Genomic DNA, 16,951 nt, shown 5'->3' on the forward strand with positions numbered 1-16,951 from the left:
AATGGAAGAAGCGGAAGCCGACGGCTTCGTCGAGTGGCGCCCCGACGTCGACCCGGAGTTCGACGAAAAGGCGTTTCCCGGCCTCGGCATCCCGGTGCGCGCCATCCGCGGCTGGGCGCAGTACACGCTGTTCGGGGAGCCGACGGGCCCCCGCCGGGTCAACGACCAGTACCGGCCCGGCCCGGTCTGGCACGGGTTTCCGGTGCCGGCGACCGACGCCGAAAAGCTGCTGAACTACCTCGGCGCGAACTGGATCAGCCGCGCCGAGTTCGTCCGCGCCCTGCTGGACTGCGAGGTCCTGGTGCCCTTGCCGGAGGGCGAACCGCTGGTGCGGCCGGTTCCCGGCACGGGCGGGCGCGAGGTCATCGCGTACAGCTCGTCGGCGAAGGTGCCCGGGCGGTACCCGCACCGCTGGCGCGTGCCGGTCCGCGAGCTGCTGGCCCACCACCCGTCGTCCGGGCTGACGCTCGACCCCGGCACCGGCCTGGTCCGGAGTCTCACGGCGACCGAGCTGGCCGAGTTCCGCGACGGCACCGAGCCCCGGCCCCTGATCGGGGAACCCGCGCCGGAAGCCGGGCCGGAGGTCGCCGAGGCGCTGCCCGGGTTGGTCGCGGAGTTCGGCGTCGAGCCTCCTGACCTGCTGGAACGGCACCTGCGGTACGCGGTCGACCACGCCCGCGACCACCATTTCGAACTGACGCCCGAAGAGTGCGTCCGGTACCTGCGCGGGTTCGCCTGGCAGTACCGCAACGGCGTCCGGCGCCGGGCTGGCCAGGAGCCGGTGTGGCCCGCCGACCTGGGCGCGAACGGCCTCATCGCGCACGTGGACGAGGACGCCCGCCCGCGGCCGGTGCCGTGGACGTTCGGGAAGTTCTCCGCCTCCGGCACGCTGGCCGGGCGGTTCGCGTGGCACCGGATCGTCGGCGCGTACGTCGGCTTCGCGATCGGTGACGCGCTGGGCGGCGGCGCCGACCCGGCGGGTCCGCTGCCGATGGGCGGGCTGACCCGGCACCTGCTGTTCCACACCAGCTCGGTGCTGCGCGGCCTGCCGCCGGTGCCGACCGGCGAGGTGCCGGCGACGCTGCCCGAGCCGGACCCGGCGGGCTGGCTCGCCGTCGCGACCCGGCACGCGGGTCCCGCGCCCGCCGAGTTCTCCGCGCTGCTGGCCACGGCGTTGGCGGCGGCACCGGCCGGCGCGGTGGCCCTCGCGGACGTCGACGGCGAGCGGTACGCGAAAGACGTCGCCCGCGAACTGACCGGCAGCGCCGCCGGCGCGGAGGTCACCGAGGGCGTCGACCTGCTGGTGGCGTTGTTCCAGGCCCTGCTCACCCGCGAGACGTTCGCGCTGCCGGTGCACGTCCGCCTGCGGGAAGTGGGCGGCGAGCTCGCGACGTCGACGCTGGCGCTGCGCGAGGACCGCGACGCCGACGACGTCACGCAGCTCGAAAGCATCGGCGACGGCCGCGGCGTGCGGTCGGTGCTCGGCCGGGCGCTGTTCGCCGCGGCCAAGCGCGGCCACGACCCGGCGGCGGCGATGACGCTCGCCGCGCGGTCCGGCCCGGTGGCCGGCGCGCTCGCCGGGGCGCTGGTCGGCGCCCGGGTCGGCGTCCCCGGGCTGCCGTCGGTGGCTTCGCTGACCGATCTCGGCCTGCTCGACGACGTCGCGAGCGACGTCTTCTGGTATTTCAACCGCAACGGTCTCCAGACGGAGACCGCGGAACACCCACGTTGGGAGCGCCGGTACCCGAGTGGCCGGTTCACCCCGAAACCGAAGGGACTCCACTTGCGATCGCGACTGCGGGGCAGCCTGCTGGCCGGGGCGATCGGCGACGCGCTGGGCGCGAAGACGGAGTTCGACTCGATCGACCGGATCCGCGAGATCGCCGGCCCGGACGGCATCACGGACTTCATCCCCGCGTACGGCGGCGTCGGCCGGATCACCGACGACACGCAGATGACGCTCTTCACACTCGAAGCCCTGATCCGGGCGCACGCCCAGCGTCGCCGGACGGGGTCCGCCGACGTCGTGCACTCGCTGCAGATGGCCTACCAGCGGTGGCTGCACACCCAGGGCGTCACGTGGGACCGCGCCCGGGGACCACAGTCGAGCGTCGAGGCGCCGGACGGCGAGCTGGTCACCCACCAGGAGCTGTTCAGCCGCCGCGCACCGGGGCTGACCTGCTTCGGCGAGCTGGAGGCGTACGGCCGCTCGGGTGTCCGGGGCACCATCGAACGGCCGGTCAACAACTCGAAGGGCTGCGGTGGCGTGATGCGCGCGGCGCCGGTCGCGCTGTGGTCGGACGACCTCGCCGAGGTCTTCCGGCTCGGCGCCGAGAGCGCGGCGCTGACCCACGGCCACCCGAGCGGGTACTTGTCCTCGGGGTGCTTCGCGGTGGTCGTGCACGAACTGCTGCACGGAAAGCCGCTGTTCGACGCGGTCGCGACCGCACGCGCCGAGCTCGTGAAGCACGCGGGTCACGAAGAGCAGAGCACGGCGCTCGACGCCGCACTGGCGCTGGCGGAGCAGGGACCGCCGACGCCGGAGAAGCTCGAATCGCTGGGACAGGGGAACGTCGGCGAGACGGCGTTGTCGATGTCCGTGTACGTCGCGCTGACCACCACGGACGTCGACACGGCGTTGCTCGCGGCGGTCAACCACAGCGGGGACAGCGACTCGACCGGCTCGGTCTGCGGCAACCTCGTCGGCGCGATGTACGGCGAGGAAGCCCTGCGCCGGAGCTGGCTCGACCAGCTGGAACTCCGCGATGTCATCGTCGGCCTGGCGGACGACGCGCTCACCGAGTTCGGCCCGGACGCGCCCGGGGACGACCGGTGGTTCGCTCGGTACCCGGTCGACTAGGTTTCCGGTGTCACTGGGGACGGGGAGGACAAACGTGCGTTACCGGGTTGAAGTGGCCGAACGCCCGGACGGTCTGTACGCGACGTGGGGTGAGGGGACCTTCCGCGCGCAGCGTTCGACCACGGACGGCACCGTGCTGCTGTCCGTGCTGCCGGAGGAAGAGGCGCCCGAAGGCTTCGACAAGGAGCACGACGGGCGTCCCGCGCGGGTGGTGCCGGCGAGCGAAGTGCCGTCGACGTTCACGCTGCGCACCTTCTGCGAATACGACGACGAGTTCTTCGAGGTCGCGCCGGGTTCGCGGCCCGAGCTGACGCTGCGGTGGGTCCGCGACGACGCCGCCCGCGCGGCGCAGCTGGGCCTGACCGACTTCTCGGTCACGGTGCCGGCGAAGGAGGTCACGGCGCTGTGGCAGACGCGGCTGGACTTCACCGAGTCTCCGGAGGCGCGGCCGCGGCCGGGCACCGGTGACCAGAACGCGCTGCTGCGCGCCATCGGCCGGACGCTGCTGCACACGGTGCCCGGTGGCTGGTCGCGGGTTGGCGCGCAGTTCCGGCAGGTCGGCGACTACTCCGAGATCGAGGTCCGCGCGGTCGGCGACGAGGACGGCCCGGTGTCGGTGTCGCTGCCCGCCGTGCCACGGCTCGGCGGGCTCTTCGCGCGGCTCCGGGCGGCGATGTACCAGGCCGAGGCCGGCACCTGGTTCCAGGGCACGTTCACGCTCGACTCGGCGTCGCAGTTCGACTTCGACTTCGACGCCGACCGCGAGCCGGACTGGCGGGTGCCGCCCAACGACGGCGGCCGTCCGTCGACCGCCGCCTACGAGCTGGAGCTGGCGACCTTCCCGCGGACGCCGAAGCACCTGCCGGCCTGGCTCACCGCGAAGGCCGGGCTTCCGCTGGACGTCGCGTTCCGGCAGGCGCGGCCCGTCGACTCGCACGTGGAGGGCGAACGCCCGGTCGTCACCCGGCCGCCGGTGCCGCCGGATCAGGTCCGCGGGGTGCTCGACTACCTGTTCCGGGCGCCGGTCGCGCTGCACCGGCCGGTGCCGCTGCCGGACCTCTTCGGGCCGCCGGGCGCGCCGCCGGACGTGCCGAACGCGTTCCACACCGACGGCACCTGGATCTGGCCGGCCGCCGTGCCGCACTACCTGCGCAAGTACGGGGTGCCACCGGAGCCGGAGCTGGTGGAGCACGCGCGCGCGATGGGCTTCCGCCCGCCGTTCGTCCCGGAGCTGGTCCGCACGACGGCGGAGGCGGAGATCCTCGGCCGGCCGCGGCCGCCGCAGACGTCCGCCGAACTGCCGGACGAGCGCGCACTGGCCCGGGTCGCGCGCGGCGAACCGGTGCGGAACCTGCGGGGCGCGGAGACGCTCGACCTGCTCCAGCAGCGGCTCGCCGAACACGGCGTGCCGCCCGCGGCCTACCGGATCGGCGCCAAGGAAATACCGGCCGAGGGCGTCTGGACGCTGCGCCGCGCCGAGAACGGCTGGGAGGTGTCGCGGCCGCCGTCCGACGAGCCGGTGGCGTTCGGCTCGCTCGGCGACGCGGCCCGGTTCCTCCTCGGCGTGCTGCTGATGCTGCCGCCGCGACCGTCCGAAGAGTCCGACCAGCCGGCCGACTGGCCGATCCTGCCGCTGCGCGGCGAACCGCCGTTGAACTTCTACCGCGGCAAGCGCCTGATCGTGCTCGCGCCGGGCGCGACCGTCGTCCGGTTCGGCAACGAGACCGGCAACCTGGTGCACGCCGACGGGACGCGGTTCGTCGAGACGTCGCTGGCGTTCGACCGCGAGCGCGACAAGCGGGTCTACCGGGTGCAGCGCGCGCTGCGGGTGCTGACCGGCGTGATGGCGCCGTGGACCACGATGCCGGGCGGCGGGGTCGCTTATCTGCTCCCGCGGCCGGTCGCCCAGCACCTCGAGACGGGCGCGCTCACGAGGCTGTGATCAGGACGGCGGGCGACCACCAGTAGTCGGCGAGCGGTTCGACGCCGACCTCGGTGAAGCCCGCCGTCCTCAGCTGCTCGGCCCAGGTCGCGGCCGGGTGCTCCCAGTTCGTCCGCTCCTGCCCGGAGACGATGCCGAGCAGGACGGGCAGCAGGAAACCCTGCGCGACCAGCGAGACGTCGGCGCCGTACTCGGCGACGCCACGCTCGTAACGAGCCACGAGTGACCGCAGGTGCTCCGGTGAGCCTTCGGTGAATTCGGGGACGTCGAACTCGGCGAGCACCAGCGTCCCGGTGCGCGGCTGAAGCGTGCGCAGCACCTCGACGCGCTGCTCCGGTTCGATGGACTGCAGGGCGAACGTCGACTGCGTCAGGTCCCAGCCGAGGTCGTCGCGGGCCAGGAACTCCTGCGCGGTCGCCTGCCAGCACTGCGCCGCGGGCACGCGCTCGCGGACGTCGTCGAGCAGCGCGGCCGACGGCTCGACCAGGTCGATCCGGCTCGGCACGTGCGTGGCCCGGCCCAGGGCGGGCACCACCGCCAGGCCGTCACCGCAGCCCAGGTCGAGCAGCGAATCCGGCTTCAGCGCGTCGTAGCGGGTGGCCAGCTCGTCACTCAGCCGACGGTAGAGCTCGACGTTGCCCCCGCCGCGGATGAACGCCGTGAACGCGCTCGGCTGGTCGTACACCGGTTCCGCGGTGTCGCCGGCCAGGAAGATCCGCAGTTCGGCGGCCAGCGGGGACCCGGCGCGGCGGGCGAGTTCGGCGGCCTGGTCGCGGTCACCGGACCGGTAGGCGGCGAGGGCGTCGGCGAGCAGTTCGATCGAGGTCATGGTCCGGGGATATCAGAAGGGCACCCACAACGTCACCCGCGTGCCGCCGCCGGGCAGGCCCGACTCGACCAGCGACGTCCCGCCGACCTCCGCCAGCCGCGCGGTGATCGACTCGCTGATGCCGAACCCGGCCGGGCAGGTGGCCTTGTCGAACCCGGCGCCGTGGTCGCGGGTGATCACGGCGATGCCGCCGTCGCGTTCCTCGACCCGCACCACGACCCGGTCGGTGCCCGAGTGCTTCATCGTGTTCCGCAGCGCCTCGCGGACGGCGTCGCGGATCGCGATCTGCCGGACCTCCGACAGCGTGTCGTCGTCCAGTTCCGCCACCACGAGCTGGGCCCGCAGCCCGTCGCGCGCCATCTCGGCGGCGAGCGCGGCGAGCTTCTCGCCCAGCGGCCGGGCGCCGGCCTCGGCCCGCTCGGACTTCGCGGACTCGATCAGATGCCGGATCTCCATCGCCTGCGCCCGCGCGAGCCGTTGGATTTCGACCAGCCGCTCTTCGGGGTTCGAGGTGCCGGACAGCGCCATCGCCTCGAGGGTCTGCAGCACGGTGTCGTGCAGCATCCGGTGCTGCTGGGCGCGCTCGGCGAGCCGGCCGTTGCGGGTGCCGTAGGCCAGGGCGAGCCGCGTGCCGAGCCCGGTCAGCACCAGCGCGGCGGCGGCCAGGAACGTCTCCGCGAGCAGCGCGGAGTACGTCGAGAACGCCTCGCCGACGTGGAACCGGCCGGTGTTCAGCCAGTTCGCCAGCATCCGCAGCGGGAAGCTCGCCAGCCCGAACACCAGCCCGGTCGGGACGCCCAGCGCGAGCGTCAGCAGCCCGGCCTCGCCGAACAGGTGGACGCTGCTGACCGCGAGCGCGTCGAAGTACACCTCCGTCGGCACGGTCAGCGCGAGGACCGGCGGCGAGAGCACCGTGAAGACCAGGTCGACGGCGAGGAGCTTCCGGGCGTTCCGGCCGCGGAACGGCGCCGAGCGGAACATCCAGCGGAAGCCGATCACGTTCAGCGCGATCGAGAGCAGGGTGAACGCCCCGACCGGGAGCAGTCCCGCCGTGCCGTGCTGGAAGACGTAGACGCCGAACTGGCCGGGCACGGCGAGCAGCCGGTAGGCCAGCGGGATGAGCACGACGTACCGGGTCGCGCGCAGCAGCAGGCCGTCGCGCTCGGCCGGGTCGATCGGGCCGGACATCCGGGAGATCCGCCGGAGCGCGTGCATCGGGGCGGGGTCGGCGATCTCGTCGGGCAGCTCACTCGTGGCGGTGGCGATCGCGGGGGCGCCGCGCCGCAGCAGCGCGACCAGGAAGCTGCCCCCGCCGGCCACGGGTCACCCGTTCCCGACGCCGTTGTCCGCGGCCCACTTCTTCAGCTCGGCGACGGCCTCGTCGTGCTCCAGCGGACCTCGGTCCAGCCGCAGCTCCTTGAGGAACTTCCACGCCTTCCCGACGTCCGGCCCCGGGGCGAGGCCGAGCAGTTCCATGATCTGCTCGCCGTTGAGGTCCGGCCGCACGCGGTCGAGGTCCTCCTTGGCCTTGAGCGCGGCGATGCGGGCCTCGAGGTCGTCGTACGTCGCCTGCAGCGCCGCCGCCTTCCGCCGGTTGCGCGTGGTGCAGTCGGCGCGGACCAGCTTGTGCAGCCGGGTCAGCAGGGGACCGGCGTCGGTCACGTACCGGCGGACCGCCGAATCCGTCCACTCGCCCTTGCCGTAGCCGTGGAACCGCAGGTGGAGGAACACGAGCTGGGAGACGTCGTCGATGATCTCCTTCGAGAACTTCAACGCCCGCAAACGTTTGCGGGCCATCCGCGCGCCGACCACCTCGTGGTGGTGGAAGCTCACCCCGCCGCCCGGCTGGAACTCCCGCGTCGCCGGCTTGCCGACGTCGTGCAGCAACGCCGCCAGCCGCAGGATCAGATCGGGCTCCGACGTCGGCTCGTGCGAGGTCTCCAGCTCGATCGCCTGGGCCAGCACGGTCAGCGAGTGCTCGTAGACGTCCTTGTGCTGGTGGTGCTCGTCGATCGCCAGCCGCATCCCGGGCACCTCGGGCAGCACCCGGTCGGCGAGCCCGGTGTCGACCAGCAGCTCCAGCCCCGGCCGCGGGTCGCCCGCCACCAGCAGCTTCGACAGCTCGGCCTGCACCCGCTCGGCGGTGATCCGGTCGATCTCCCCGGCCATCGACGTCATCGCGTCGATGACCCGCGGCGCCGCGGTGAAGCCCAGCTGCGCGGCGAAGCGGGCGGCGCGCAGCATCCGCAGCGGGTCGTCGGCGAACGACTCCTGCGGCGTCGCCGGCGTGTCCAGCACCTTTTGGCGCAACGCGCCCAGCCCGTCGTGCGGGTCGATGAACGTCTTGGACGTCAGCTCGACGGCCATCGCGTTCACCGTGAAGTCGCGGCGCAGGAGGTCACCCTCGATGCTGTCGCCGAACGTGACCTCGGGGTTGCGGCCGACCCGGTCGTAGCTGTCCGCGCGGAACGTCGTGATCTCGAGCTGCATGCCCTTCTTCGTCACGCCGACCGTGCCGAACGCGATCCCGACGTCCCAGACCGCGTCGCCCCACTCGCTGACGATCTTGAGCACCCGGTCCGGCCGCGCGTCCGTGGTGAAGTCGAGATCACCCGACCGGCGGCCGAGCAGCGCGTCGCGCACGCTGCCGCCCACGAGGTACAGGCGGTGCCCCGCGCCGGCGAACCTTTCCGCCAGCTCCTCCGCCAGGGGGGAGACCCGCATCAGCTCCACCACCGCGTTCTGCTTGGCGACCACGTCGTTCACGAAAATCCCACTACGTTTCGGGTGCGATCTACTACAACACCGCCGGACACGGACACGGAGAGCCAGCCTACCGGGGCAACCGTTTGCTCTAGCATCGCAGCATGTCTGGATCAGCCGGCCGTCCCGGCGCCCCGAAGCCGCGCAGGCGGCGCAGGCGGCACCGCGGCAGGCGCCTGACCACGGTCGACGAGACGTCGGCCGGCGGGCTCGTGGTGGATCCCGAGCGGGAACAGGCGGTGCTGATCGGCCGGCTCGACCGGCACGGCAGACTGCTGTGGTCGCTGCCCAAGGGCCACATCGAGGACGGTGAAACGGTGGAACAGACGGCCGTGCGCGAGGTCGAGGAGGAAACCGGCATCTCCGCGCGCGTGCTGCGGCCACTGGGCACCATCGACTACTGGTTCGTGGCCGAGAAGCGGCGCATCCACAAGACCGTGCACCACTTCCTGCTCGAAGCGCTCGGCGGTGAGCTTTCCGACGAAGACGTCGAGGTCACCGAGGTGGCCTGGGTGCCGCTGGCCGAGCTGGAGACCAAACTCGCCTACTCCGACGAGCGCAAGCTCGTCCGGAAGGCCAAGGAACTTTTCGCGCGCCCGGACGTCCACGGACGAGACGAGCGCGCACCTGAGGGAGCCCCCGAGTGAAGCGGTTCGCCGCAGCCTTCCTTTCCGTCCTCTTCCTGGCCGTCCCGGCCCTCTCCGGAGCCACGGTGGCGCAGGCGGCCGAGGGCGCCCGCCTGCGTGTCGACCTGGCCGAGCTGGCCCCGCGGGTGATCACCACGTCGACGACGACGTTGACCGTCGCCGGCACGGTGACCAACACCGGCGACCGGAAGATCACCCGGCCGCAGGTGCGGCTGCAGGTCGGCGAGCGGCAGACGAACGAGCGCGGGATCGGCGACGTGCTGTCCGGCGCGGTCATCAAGGACAACTTGCTGACCGAGTTCACCCCGGTCGCGGACGTGCTGGAACCCGGGCAGAGCGCGCCGCTGAACATCACCGTGAACCTGACCGGCGCGAAGGCGGCGCAATTCGGCAAGCCCGGCGTCTACCCGCTGCTGGTGAACGTCAACGGCACGCCGGAGTTCGGCGGGCCCGCCCGGCTCGGCGCCGTCAGCATGCTGATGCCGGTGCTGTCCGCGCCCGGCAGGCAGTCGAACGGCCACTCGTCCGGCGCGCCGAGCATGACCCTGCTGTGGCCGCTGACCGGCAACGTCCCCCACGTCTACGCGGCCCCGTACGGGAGCCCGCTGGTGCTGGCCGACGACCGGCTGGCCGCCGAGATCGGCGCCGACGGCAGGCTCAACGGGCTGGTCACCGCGGCCGCCACGGCCGTGCGCGACGACTCGAGCCTCGCCAAGTCGATGTGCTTCGCCCTCGACCCGGACCTGCTCGCCACGGTCGACGCGATGAGCCGCGGCTACCTCGTCCACACGGACGCGGGCAACGTCGACGGCAAGGGCGTCGAGACCGCGAAGACGTGGCTGTCCGCGCTCCGCTCGCTGGTCGGCGGCCGGTGCGTCGTCGCGCTGCCGTTCGCCGACGCCGACCTCGACGCCCTCACCCGGATCCGGCCCGGCGACCCCACCCTGCTCACCCGGGCCGTCACCGGCTCGGCGACCATCCAGCAGGTGGCCGGCGTCACCCCGCAGACCGGCGCGCTCTGGCCGGACGGCACGCCGAGCGCGTCGGTGCTCGCCGCGCTCACCGAGGCCGGTGTGCGCACCGTGCTCGCCGACGCGGGCAAGCTCGCCCCCGCGGCGACCGGCGGCGGCGTCACCGTGCAGGGCAGCACCGTCCGCGTGCAGCCGACCGACTCGCTGATCTCCGCCGCGATGACGGGCGTCCCGACCGTGCCGGACTCGGTCACGATGCCCGCCACGACCGAGCGGGCGGTCGCGAGCCAGAACGGCCTCGGCGCGCTGGCCTTCCGCGCCGGGCTCGGCCAGCCCGCCGGACAGCAGCGGCCGGACCACCTGCTGGTCGCGCCGCCGCGCCGCTGGGACGCGCCGCCCGCCGAGCTCACCGCGTACCTGCGGCAGGTCGGCGACTTCCTCGACGCGGGCCTGGTCACCGCGACCGGGCTCTCGACGCTGCTGGCCGCCGACCCGGCGGTCTCCGCGGCCGGCGGTGTCGCTGCCGACGCGCGGAACCCGGCCGCCGGTATCGACGCCGGCGTCGTCTCGACGCTGTCGGCCCTCGACGACCAGGCCACCGGGCTGGCGTCCGCGATGCAGCTCGACCCCACCAAACGGGTGAAGCCGGACGACGTCGTCGCGCCGGTCCGGCTGGCGGAGCTGCGTGGCGCGTCCACGGCGTGGCGGGGACTGCCCGCCGACGCGGCGACGACGAACGCGCGGGCCGAGCTGGCCTCGATCAGCGGGCGGGTGACCGTCTCGCAGCCGAAGCAGACCATCGCGCTGGCGTCCGGCAACTCGCCGCTGCCGGTGTACGTCAGCAACGACCTGCCGGTCGGGATCAGCGCCCGGTTCACGCTCAACAACAACACCGGCCTCCGCCCGACGGACGGGCAGGAAAGGTTCTTCCCGGCCAGCGGCGGCAAGAACTACTTCCTCCCGGTGGAGGCCCTGCGGGCCGGCCGGTTCAGCGTCGATGTGTCGTTGCGCACCCCCACCGGTACCCCGCTCGGGTCATCCGCGCGGTTCGAACTGACGTCGACGGAGTACGGCGCGATCACCATCATCGCGACCGTCGCCGCAGGTGTGGCGCTGCTGCTCCTCGCCTCCCGGCGCATCTACCGACGACTGAAGGACGCCCGCGCCGGCCGCGCCGTCGTGGATTGATCTCTCGCCCTTCGAGTCTTCCGCGCCGTTCCCGATTACCCTTGGTCCGCACGTGCGCGGCACCGGGCCGCGGCACCGGAACCGAGCACCGAGGATTGGGCACGCGTTGGAGAGAGAGCCGGGCTTACCACCCGAGCGTGCGAGTCGTCCTCGGCGCGAAGGCGTACCGCCGCCCCCGCAAACGCCACAGACACCACAGCCGCCGCCAAGGACTGACGGGCCTCCGCGAACGTCGCAACCGGTCCGCCGCCAGCCACCGCCGCAGCAGCCGCCTCCGCCACCCCCGGAGCGCGGCCGCCGCCAGCCGCCCCGCAACGGGCAAACGCGCCATCTGCCGGCCCCCGAGGACGTACCGCGCCCGCCGCGCGACGACGCTCCGCCCCGCGACCGGCGCCCAGCTCCCGACGGACGACCGGCGCGCGACGACGTCCCGGCCCGCGGCAATCGCCCGGCCCGGCGCGTCCCGCCGCCCCAGGGGCCACCGCCGCAAGGGCCGCCACCGCAGCCCCCGCGCGGTGGGCAGCCGCCACGGCCCGCCGGGGGTCCGGCGCCCACGCGCGTCCAGCCCGTGCCGCCGCCGATCCCGCCGGGCCCGCCACCGCAGAAGGGCCCGCCTTCGCAGCAGGGCCGGCTTCCGCAGCCCGCTCCGCCGCCCGCGACTCCGCCGCCGGGCACTCCAGCTCCCGGGATGCCGGTGCCGTCCCGCGGCCGCGCGCCCCGGCGTCCGGCGCCGGTCCGCCCGTGGCAGGAGGAGGCCCAGCAGCCGGCCCGCGACCCGGAGGCCACGCGGTACATCCCGCGCGCCGCCGGCGTCCCGATGAACTCGCGCTGGCCGGTCGCCGACCCCGACGTCATGCGGCCGTACGACGCGCTGGCCACCCAGGTCATGCCGGCGTTCAAGGGGCCGCTGGTCAAGCCCCGGCCGGACGGCGAAGTTCAGGAGGCCCCGGCCAAGGCGCCGTCGCTGGCGAAGGCGTCCGGCCGGATGGCGATCGCGTCGCTGATCAGCCGGATCACCGGCTTCCTGTGGAAGCTGCTGCTGGTCGGCGCCATCGGCCAGGGCATCGCGAACGACTCGTTCAACGTCGCCAACACGATGCCGAACATCATCTTCGAGCTGCTGATGGGTGGCGTGCTCGCCAGCGTGGTGGTGCCGCTGCTGGTGCGCTCGCAGGACGAGGCCGACGGCGGGACGGCCTACACCCAGAGACTGATCACGGTCGCGTTTTCGCTGCTCCTGGTCGGCACCGTCGTGGCGGTGATGGCCGCACCGGCGTTCACGAGTCTCTATGTCGACTCGTCCGGCCAGGCCAGCCCGGGGCTGACCACGGCGTTCGCCTACCTGCTGCTGCCGGAGATCTTCTTCTACGGCATGTTCGCGCTGCTCTCGGCGGTGCTGAACGCCAAGCAGATCTTCGGCCCGACCGCGTGGGCGCCGGTGATCAACAACCTGGTGGTCATCTTCACGATCCTGGTCGTCTGGATCATGCCCGGCGACATCAACACCCAGCAGGTCTCGATCACCGACCCGAAGGTGCTGACGCTGGGCATCGGCGTCACCGGCGGCATCGTCGCCCAGGCCCTGCTGCTGATCCCCCCGCTGCTGCGGTCCGGCTTCCGGTTCAAGTGGCGCTGGGGCATCGACAAGCAGATGAAGGAGTTCGGCGGCCTCGCGCTGTGGATCCTCGGCTACGTCGCGGTGAGCCAGGTCGGCTACACGATCAACACGCGCGTGCTGACCAGCGGCTCGCCCGGCGGTGTGACGGCCTACAGCAACGCCTGGCTGCTCTTCCAGCTGCCGTACGGCGTCATCGGCGTCTCGCTGCTGACGGCGATCATGCCGCGGATGAGCCGCGCGGCCGCCGACGGCGACCACAAGAAGCTGATCGGCGACCTGTCGTACGCGTCCCGGATGTCGACGGTGATGCTCGTGCCGATCTCCGCGGTGATGACCGTGGTCGGCGGCTCGATCGGGATCGCGCTGTTCACCTTCGGCAAGGGCACCGTCGAGACCGCCGAGCGGCTCGGCGACGCGCTGGCCATCTCGGCGTTCGCGCTGCTGCCGTACGCGCTGGTCATGCTCCAGATGCGCGTGTTCTACGCGATGAAGGACGCCCGCACGCCGACGCTGATCATGATCGTGATGACGCTGGTCAAGGTGCCGCTGCTGTACCTGTGCCCGGTGCTGCTGTCGCCGGACAACGTCGTGCTCGGCGTGATGATGGTCAACGCGCTGACGTTCGTGGTCGGCGCCATCCTCGGCCAGGTTTGGCTCTGGGTGACGCTGGGCAACTTGCGCAGCAAGCGGGTGATCGGCGTGATTCTCTTCACGGTCGTCGCGAGTGTCCTGGGTGTCGCCGCCGCATGGGTCGCGGGCAAGCTCGTGCCGGACTCGTTCGGGCCCACTTTCGGTGCCTGGGTGAAGCTGTTGCTGCAGAGCATCGTCGGCATCGTCGTCTCGTTCGGCGTGCTGATGGCGCTGAAGGTCGAAGAGCTGAAGCCGGCCACTTCGAGGTTCACCCGGTTGATCAAGCGCGGGTAACGATTGCGGTACGGAAGGCGACGACTCCCGCGTCGTATTCTGGGTAACCTTGGTGCGGGGAGCTAGCGGGAGAGTGCGGGTGGACACGAGGCGGAGCGAACAGGCGGGGGGTGCGAACCACGTGGGCAAGGCCCAGGTCGGATCGCTGGCCCCCGGGCGTGTGGTCGGCGACGGCCGCTACCGCCTCCTCGCGCAGTTCGGCGTGGACGAGCGGGGCGACGCGCATCTTTGGCGCGCACGCGACGGGCAGCTGAAGCGGGATGTCGCGCTGACCCTGCTGGTCGGCGACCCAGCCGACCCGGAAGCGGCCCGGCTGGCCCGGCGCACGCTCGAACGCGCCACCCACGCGTCCAAGTTCGGCCACGGCGGCGTCGCCCGCGTGCTCGACGTGCTCGCCCTCGGCAGCGGCGTCACCTCCGGCGAAGGCCTGCTCGGCGTCGTCGTCGCGGAGTGGACGAAGGGCAGCGACCTGGTCGACCTCGTCGCGCAGCGGCCGGTGGCGCCCGCCGCGGCCGCGCGGATGGTGCAGGCGCTGGCCGAAGCCGTCGAACAGGCCCACCAGAACGGGCTCGTCCTCGGGCTCGACCACCCCCAGCGCCTGCGGCTGACGCCGAGCGGCGCGCTCAAGCTCGCGTTCCCCGGCCCGCTGCCGGAAGCGACCCTGCGCGACGACGTCAAGGCGCTCGGCGCGGTCCTCTACCTGCTGCTCACCGGGCGGTGGGCGCTGCCAGGCGGGCCGCCCGCGATCCCGGCGGCGCCGATGACGCCCCAGGGCCGGATCGTCCCGCCCCGCCAGCTGGTGCCGACGGTGCCGGCCGACCTGTCGTCGCTGGCCGTGCGCACGATCGAGGACGGCGGCAACGGCGGCATCCGCACCAGCGCGGCCATCCTCCGCGTGCTCGGCCAGGTGGCCGAGGAGGAGGAACGCACCCAGCTGATCAAGGCCGTCGGCGGCGACCCCGCCGAGGCCGAAGGCACGGTCTGGACGACGAAGAAGCCGGTCAAGGACGTCGCCCGGCGGCGCAAGCTGGCGCTCGGCGTCACCGTGCTGGTGGTCGCGACCGTCGTCATCCTCGCCTGGGGCGGGCTGATGCTGATCAACGTCTTCCAGGGCGATTCGAAGGCGACCGGACCGACGATCAACGTCGCCGCGCCGCCGGCGTCGAGCCAGCCGGCCGGGCAGCCGCCCGCGCCGTCGTCGCCGGCGCAGCAGCCGCCGCCGTCCGTGGGCGCCGGGGTGAAACCGCAGTCGGTGGCCGTCTACAACCCCTCGGGCAAGGGCGACAACACCACGCGGGCGAAGTACGCGATCGACGGCAAGGCCGAAACGGTCTGGCGGACCGAGAAGTACAAGCAGCAGCTGCCCGCCGTGAAGCCGGGCGTCGGGCTGATCGTCGTCTTCAAGGACCCGATCAACCTCAGCCAGGTGAAGATCGCCGGTGGCACGCCGGGCACGAAGGTCGAAATCCGCTCGGCGACGGAGAAGAACCCGAACCTGGCCGACACGAAGGTGGTCGGCAACGGCGACGTGACCGGGGCGGACACGACGATCGCGCTGGCTCAACCGGCGCAGGGCGAGTACTTCATCGTCTGGATCACCCAGCTGGGCGACGCCGACGGGCAGTACATGACCGAAATCGGCGACGTGTCCTTCCTGCCTGCGGGGTGACGCACCTGGCCGGGTCAGTAGGCTCTGGCGAGTGACAGCTGCAGCTTCCACGGATGCGGATCTGATAGCGGCTCACGCCGCGGGAGATCCTCATGCGTTCAGCGAACTCGTCCAGCGACACCGCGACCGCATGTGGGCGGTCGCGTTGCGCACGGTCCGTGACCCGGAAGAGGCCGCCGACGCGTTGCAGGACGCGTTCATCTCGGCGTTCCGCGCGGCCGGGAACTTCCGGGCGGAATCGCAGGTCACGACGTGGCTGCACCGGATCGTGGTGAACGCCTGCCTCGACCGGATCCGCCGCCGCCAAGCGCGCCCGACCGTCCCGCTGCCGGAGACCGGCTTCAACGAGCCGGCCGTCCCGCGCGACTCGATGGCCGAGCGCGAGACCAGCCTGCTGGTGCGCGCGGCGCTGGACCAGCTGCCCGAGGACCAGCGCGCCCCGATCGTGCTCGTCGACGTCGAGGGGTACTCGGTCGCCGAGACGGCGAAGATGCTCGGCATCGCCGAAGGCACCGTGAAGAGCCGATGTGCGCGGGGCCGCGGAAAACTCGCGAAGGTTCTCGGACACCTGCGGAACCCCGATGCGATTGCGAACGTCCCAACTCACGAAAGCAAACGGGCCGGGCGCCAGCCGGGTAGCGGGGAGGGACGATGACGGACGAAAGCCGGGGGATCGGGGGGACCATCGGTCCGCCCTGGTCTGTCGACGTGCTCGCCGACCTCCACGCCGGCGTCCTGGACGACGCTCAGGCGGCCGAACTGTGGCCGCTGGTCGACGCCGACCCGGAGGCCCGCGCGATCTTGGACGCGCTCGACGCGACGCGGACAGACCTGGCTTCGCTCGCCGCCGCACCCGCCCCGCCGATGCCCGCCGAGTTCGCGGCCCGGCTCGACGCGGCGCTGGCCGCCGAAGCAGCGGCCGCCTTTCCGAGAGCGACGCAGGCACCGCGGCCGGCCGGGCCCGGGGACGCCCAGGTGGTGGACCTCGCGGCGGCTCGGAGACGCCGGAACACGCGGCTCGGCTGGGCCGCCGGCATCCTGACCGCGGCCGCGGCGGCCGTCGTCGCGGTGACGGTCGCGCTGCCCTCGACGTCACCGAAGGACGGCACGCCGAACGTGGCCGCACCCGCCCCGGCGGGCCCGTCGGTGGGCAGTGACGGCAGCGGCGCCCAGGCACTGGTCGGCAAGGCGGTCGGCGTCCGCGACTTCGGCCCGCTGGGGAACGAGGACCGGCTCGACGCGTGCATCGCGGCCGCGGGGCTCGACCCGAAGGTGCGGCCGGAAGGCGTCCGCCCGGTGAACGTCGGCGGCAAGGCCGGCGTGATGATCATCCTGACCACCGGGAAGCTGGCCCAGTTCCGCCTGGTCGCCTTCGGCGCGGACTGCGGGCCCGGTAATCCGGCTGTGCTGTTCGACAAGGTCGTCGGGGAGAAGTAGCGGCTGTGACATCCGGGGCTTCGCCCCGGGCCGGGGGCTCCGCCACCCGGAGCCCCCATGAGCGGTGTCACGGCTGGGAACATGGCCACCTACCATCGTGTTG

General features: G+C 72.9%; 11 protein-coding genes. 8 read left to right on the forward strand and 3 right to left on the reverse strand.

All coding sequences use genetic code 11. The features are described 5' to 3' along the window. The first annotated feature begins 1 nt into the window (after window position 1). Window positions 2-2,860, forward strand: coding sequence for an ADP-ribosylglycohydrolase family protein (locus AB0M82_RS18015; RefSeq protein ID WP_364722799.1), 2,859 nt, complete (start codon window positions 2-4; stop codon window positions 2,858-2,860). A gap of 34 nt (window positions 2,861-2,894) precedes the next feature. Continuing rightward, window positions 2,895-4,802 carry a TNT domain-containing protein gene (locus tag AB0M82_RS18020; protein WP_364722801.1) on the forward strand — a complete coding sequence of 636 codons (1,908 nt, stop codon included), beginning with the start codon at window positions 2,895-2,897 and terminating at the stop codon, window positions 4,800-4,802. Here the strand turns inward: AB0M82_RS18020 and AB0M82_RS18025 are convergent. From AB0M82_RS18025 to AB0M82_RS18035, 3 genes are read right to left on the reverse strand one after another with little or no spacing between them, the layout of a single operon-like run. Continuing rightward, window positions 4,789-5,631 carry a class I SAM-dependent methyltransferase gene (locus AB0M82_RS18025; protein WP_364722803.1) on the reverse strand — a complete coding sequence of 281 codons (843 nt, stop codon included), beginning with the start codon at window positions 5,629-5,631 and terminating at the stop codon, window positions 4,789-4,791. The two genes, AB0M82_RS18020 and AB0M82_RS18025, sit on opposite strands and share 14 nt — an antisense overlap. Window positions 5,632-5,643: 12 nt before the next feature. Continuing rightward, window positions 5,644-6,951 carry an ATP-binding protein gene (locus AB0M82_RS18030; RefSeq protein WP_364722805.1) on the reverse strand — a complete coding sequence of 436 codons (1,308 nt, stop codon included), beginning with the start codon at window positions 6,949-6,951 and terminating at the stop codon, window positions 5,644-5,646. A 3-nt stretch (window positions 6,952-6,954) separates the two neighbouring features. Then, complete coding sequence (locus AB0M82_RS18035; protein ID WP_364722807.1) at window positions 6,955-8,397, reverse strand: CCA tRNA nucleotidyltransferase; 1,443 nt, start codon at window positions 8,395-8,397, stop codon at window positions 6,955-6,957. Between the two features lie 101 nt (window positions 8,398-8,498). On the opposite strand from AB0M82_RS18035, the gene AB0M82_RS18040 reads away from it, so the two are divergent. The 6 genes from AB0M82_RS18040 to AB0M82_RS18065 all read left to right on the forward strand — a co-directional run bounded on the left by AB0M82_RS18040 (window position 8,499) and on the right by AB0M82_RS18065 (window position 16,848). Next, window positions 8,499-9,041, forward strand: coding sequence for an NUDIX hydrolase (locus AB0M82_RS18040; protein WP_364722809.1), 543 nt, complete (start codon window positions 8,499-8,501; stop codon window positions 9,039-9,041). After that, window positions 9,038-11,200, forward strand: coding sequence for a DUF6049 family protein (locus AB0M82_RS18045; protein WP_364722811.1), 2,163 nt, complete (start codon window positions 9,038-9,040; stop codon window positions 11,198-11,200). Before AB0M82_RS18040 ends, AB0M82_RS18045 begins: the two co-directional genes overlap by 4 nt. Before the next feature lie 688 nt (window positions 11,201-11,888). Then, window positions 11,889-13,742: a murein biosynthesis integral membrane protein MurJ gene (gene murJ / locus AB0M82_RS18050; RefSeq protein ID WP_364722813.1), complete on the forward strand. Its 1,854-nt coding sequence runs from the start codon at window positions 11,889-11,891 to the stop codon at window positions 13,740-13,742. Between the two features lie 121 nt (window positions 13,743-13,863). Continuing rightward, window positions 13,864-15,411, forward strand: a complete 1,548-nt coding sequence (locus AB0M82_RS18055) for a protein kinase family protein (protein ID WP_364722815.1) — start codon at window positions 13,864-13,866, stop codon at window positions 15,409-15,411. 31 nt (window positions 15,412-15,442) lie between these two features. Then, window positions 15,443-16,066 (forward strand): RNA polymerase sigma factor SigM, encoded by a 624-nt coding sequence (sigM, locus tag AB0M82_RS18060; RefSeq protein WP_364722817.1) that lies wholly within the window; start codon window positions 15,443-15,445, stop codon window positions 16,064-16,066. Then, window positions 16,063-16,848, forward strand: a complete 786-nt coding sequence (locus AB0M82_RS18065; protein ID WP_364722819.1) for a hypothetical protein — start codon at window positions 16,063-16,065, stop codon at window positions 16,846-16,848. The genes sigM and AB0M82_RS18065 overlap by 4 nt, the downstream gene beginning before the upstream one ends. The last annotated feature ends 103 nt before the right edge of the window (window positions 16,849-16,951 follow it).

It is taken from the genome of Amycolatopsis sp. NPDC051128, from assembly GCF_040682715.1.
Taxonomy (GTDB): Bacteria; Actinomycetota; Actinomycetes; order Mycobacteriales; family Pseudonocardiaceae; genus Amycolatopsis.

Coding starts and splice junctions, on each gene's coding strand:
- AB0M82_RS18015 (WP_364722799.1), top strand. CDS start 2: ATGGAAGAAGCGGAAGCCGACGGCTTCGTCGAGTGGCGCCCCGACGTC.
- AB0M82_RS18025 (WP_364722803.1), bottom strand. CDS start 5,631: ATGACCTCGATCGAACTGCTCGCCGACGCCCTCGCCGCCTACCGGTCC.
- AB0M82_RS18040 (WP_364722809.1), top strand. CDS start 8,499: ATGTCTGGATCAGCCGGCCGTCCCGGCGCCCCGAAGCCGCGCAGGCGG.
- murJ (WP_364722813.1), top strand. CDS start 11,889: ATGCCGGTGCCGTCCCGCGGCCGCGCGCCCCGGCGTCCGGCGCCGGTC.
- AB0M82_RS18065 (WP_364722819.1), top strand. CDS start 16,063: ATGACGGACGAAAGCCGGGGGATCGGGGGGACCATCGGTCCGCCCTGG.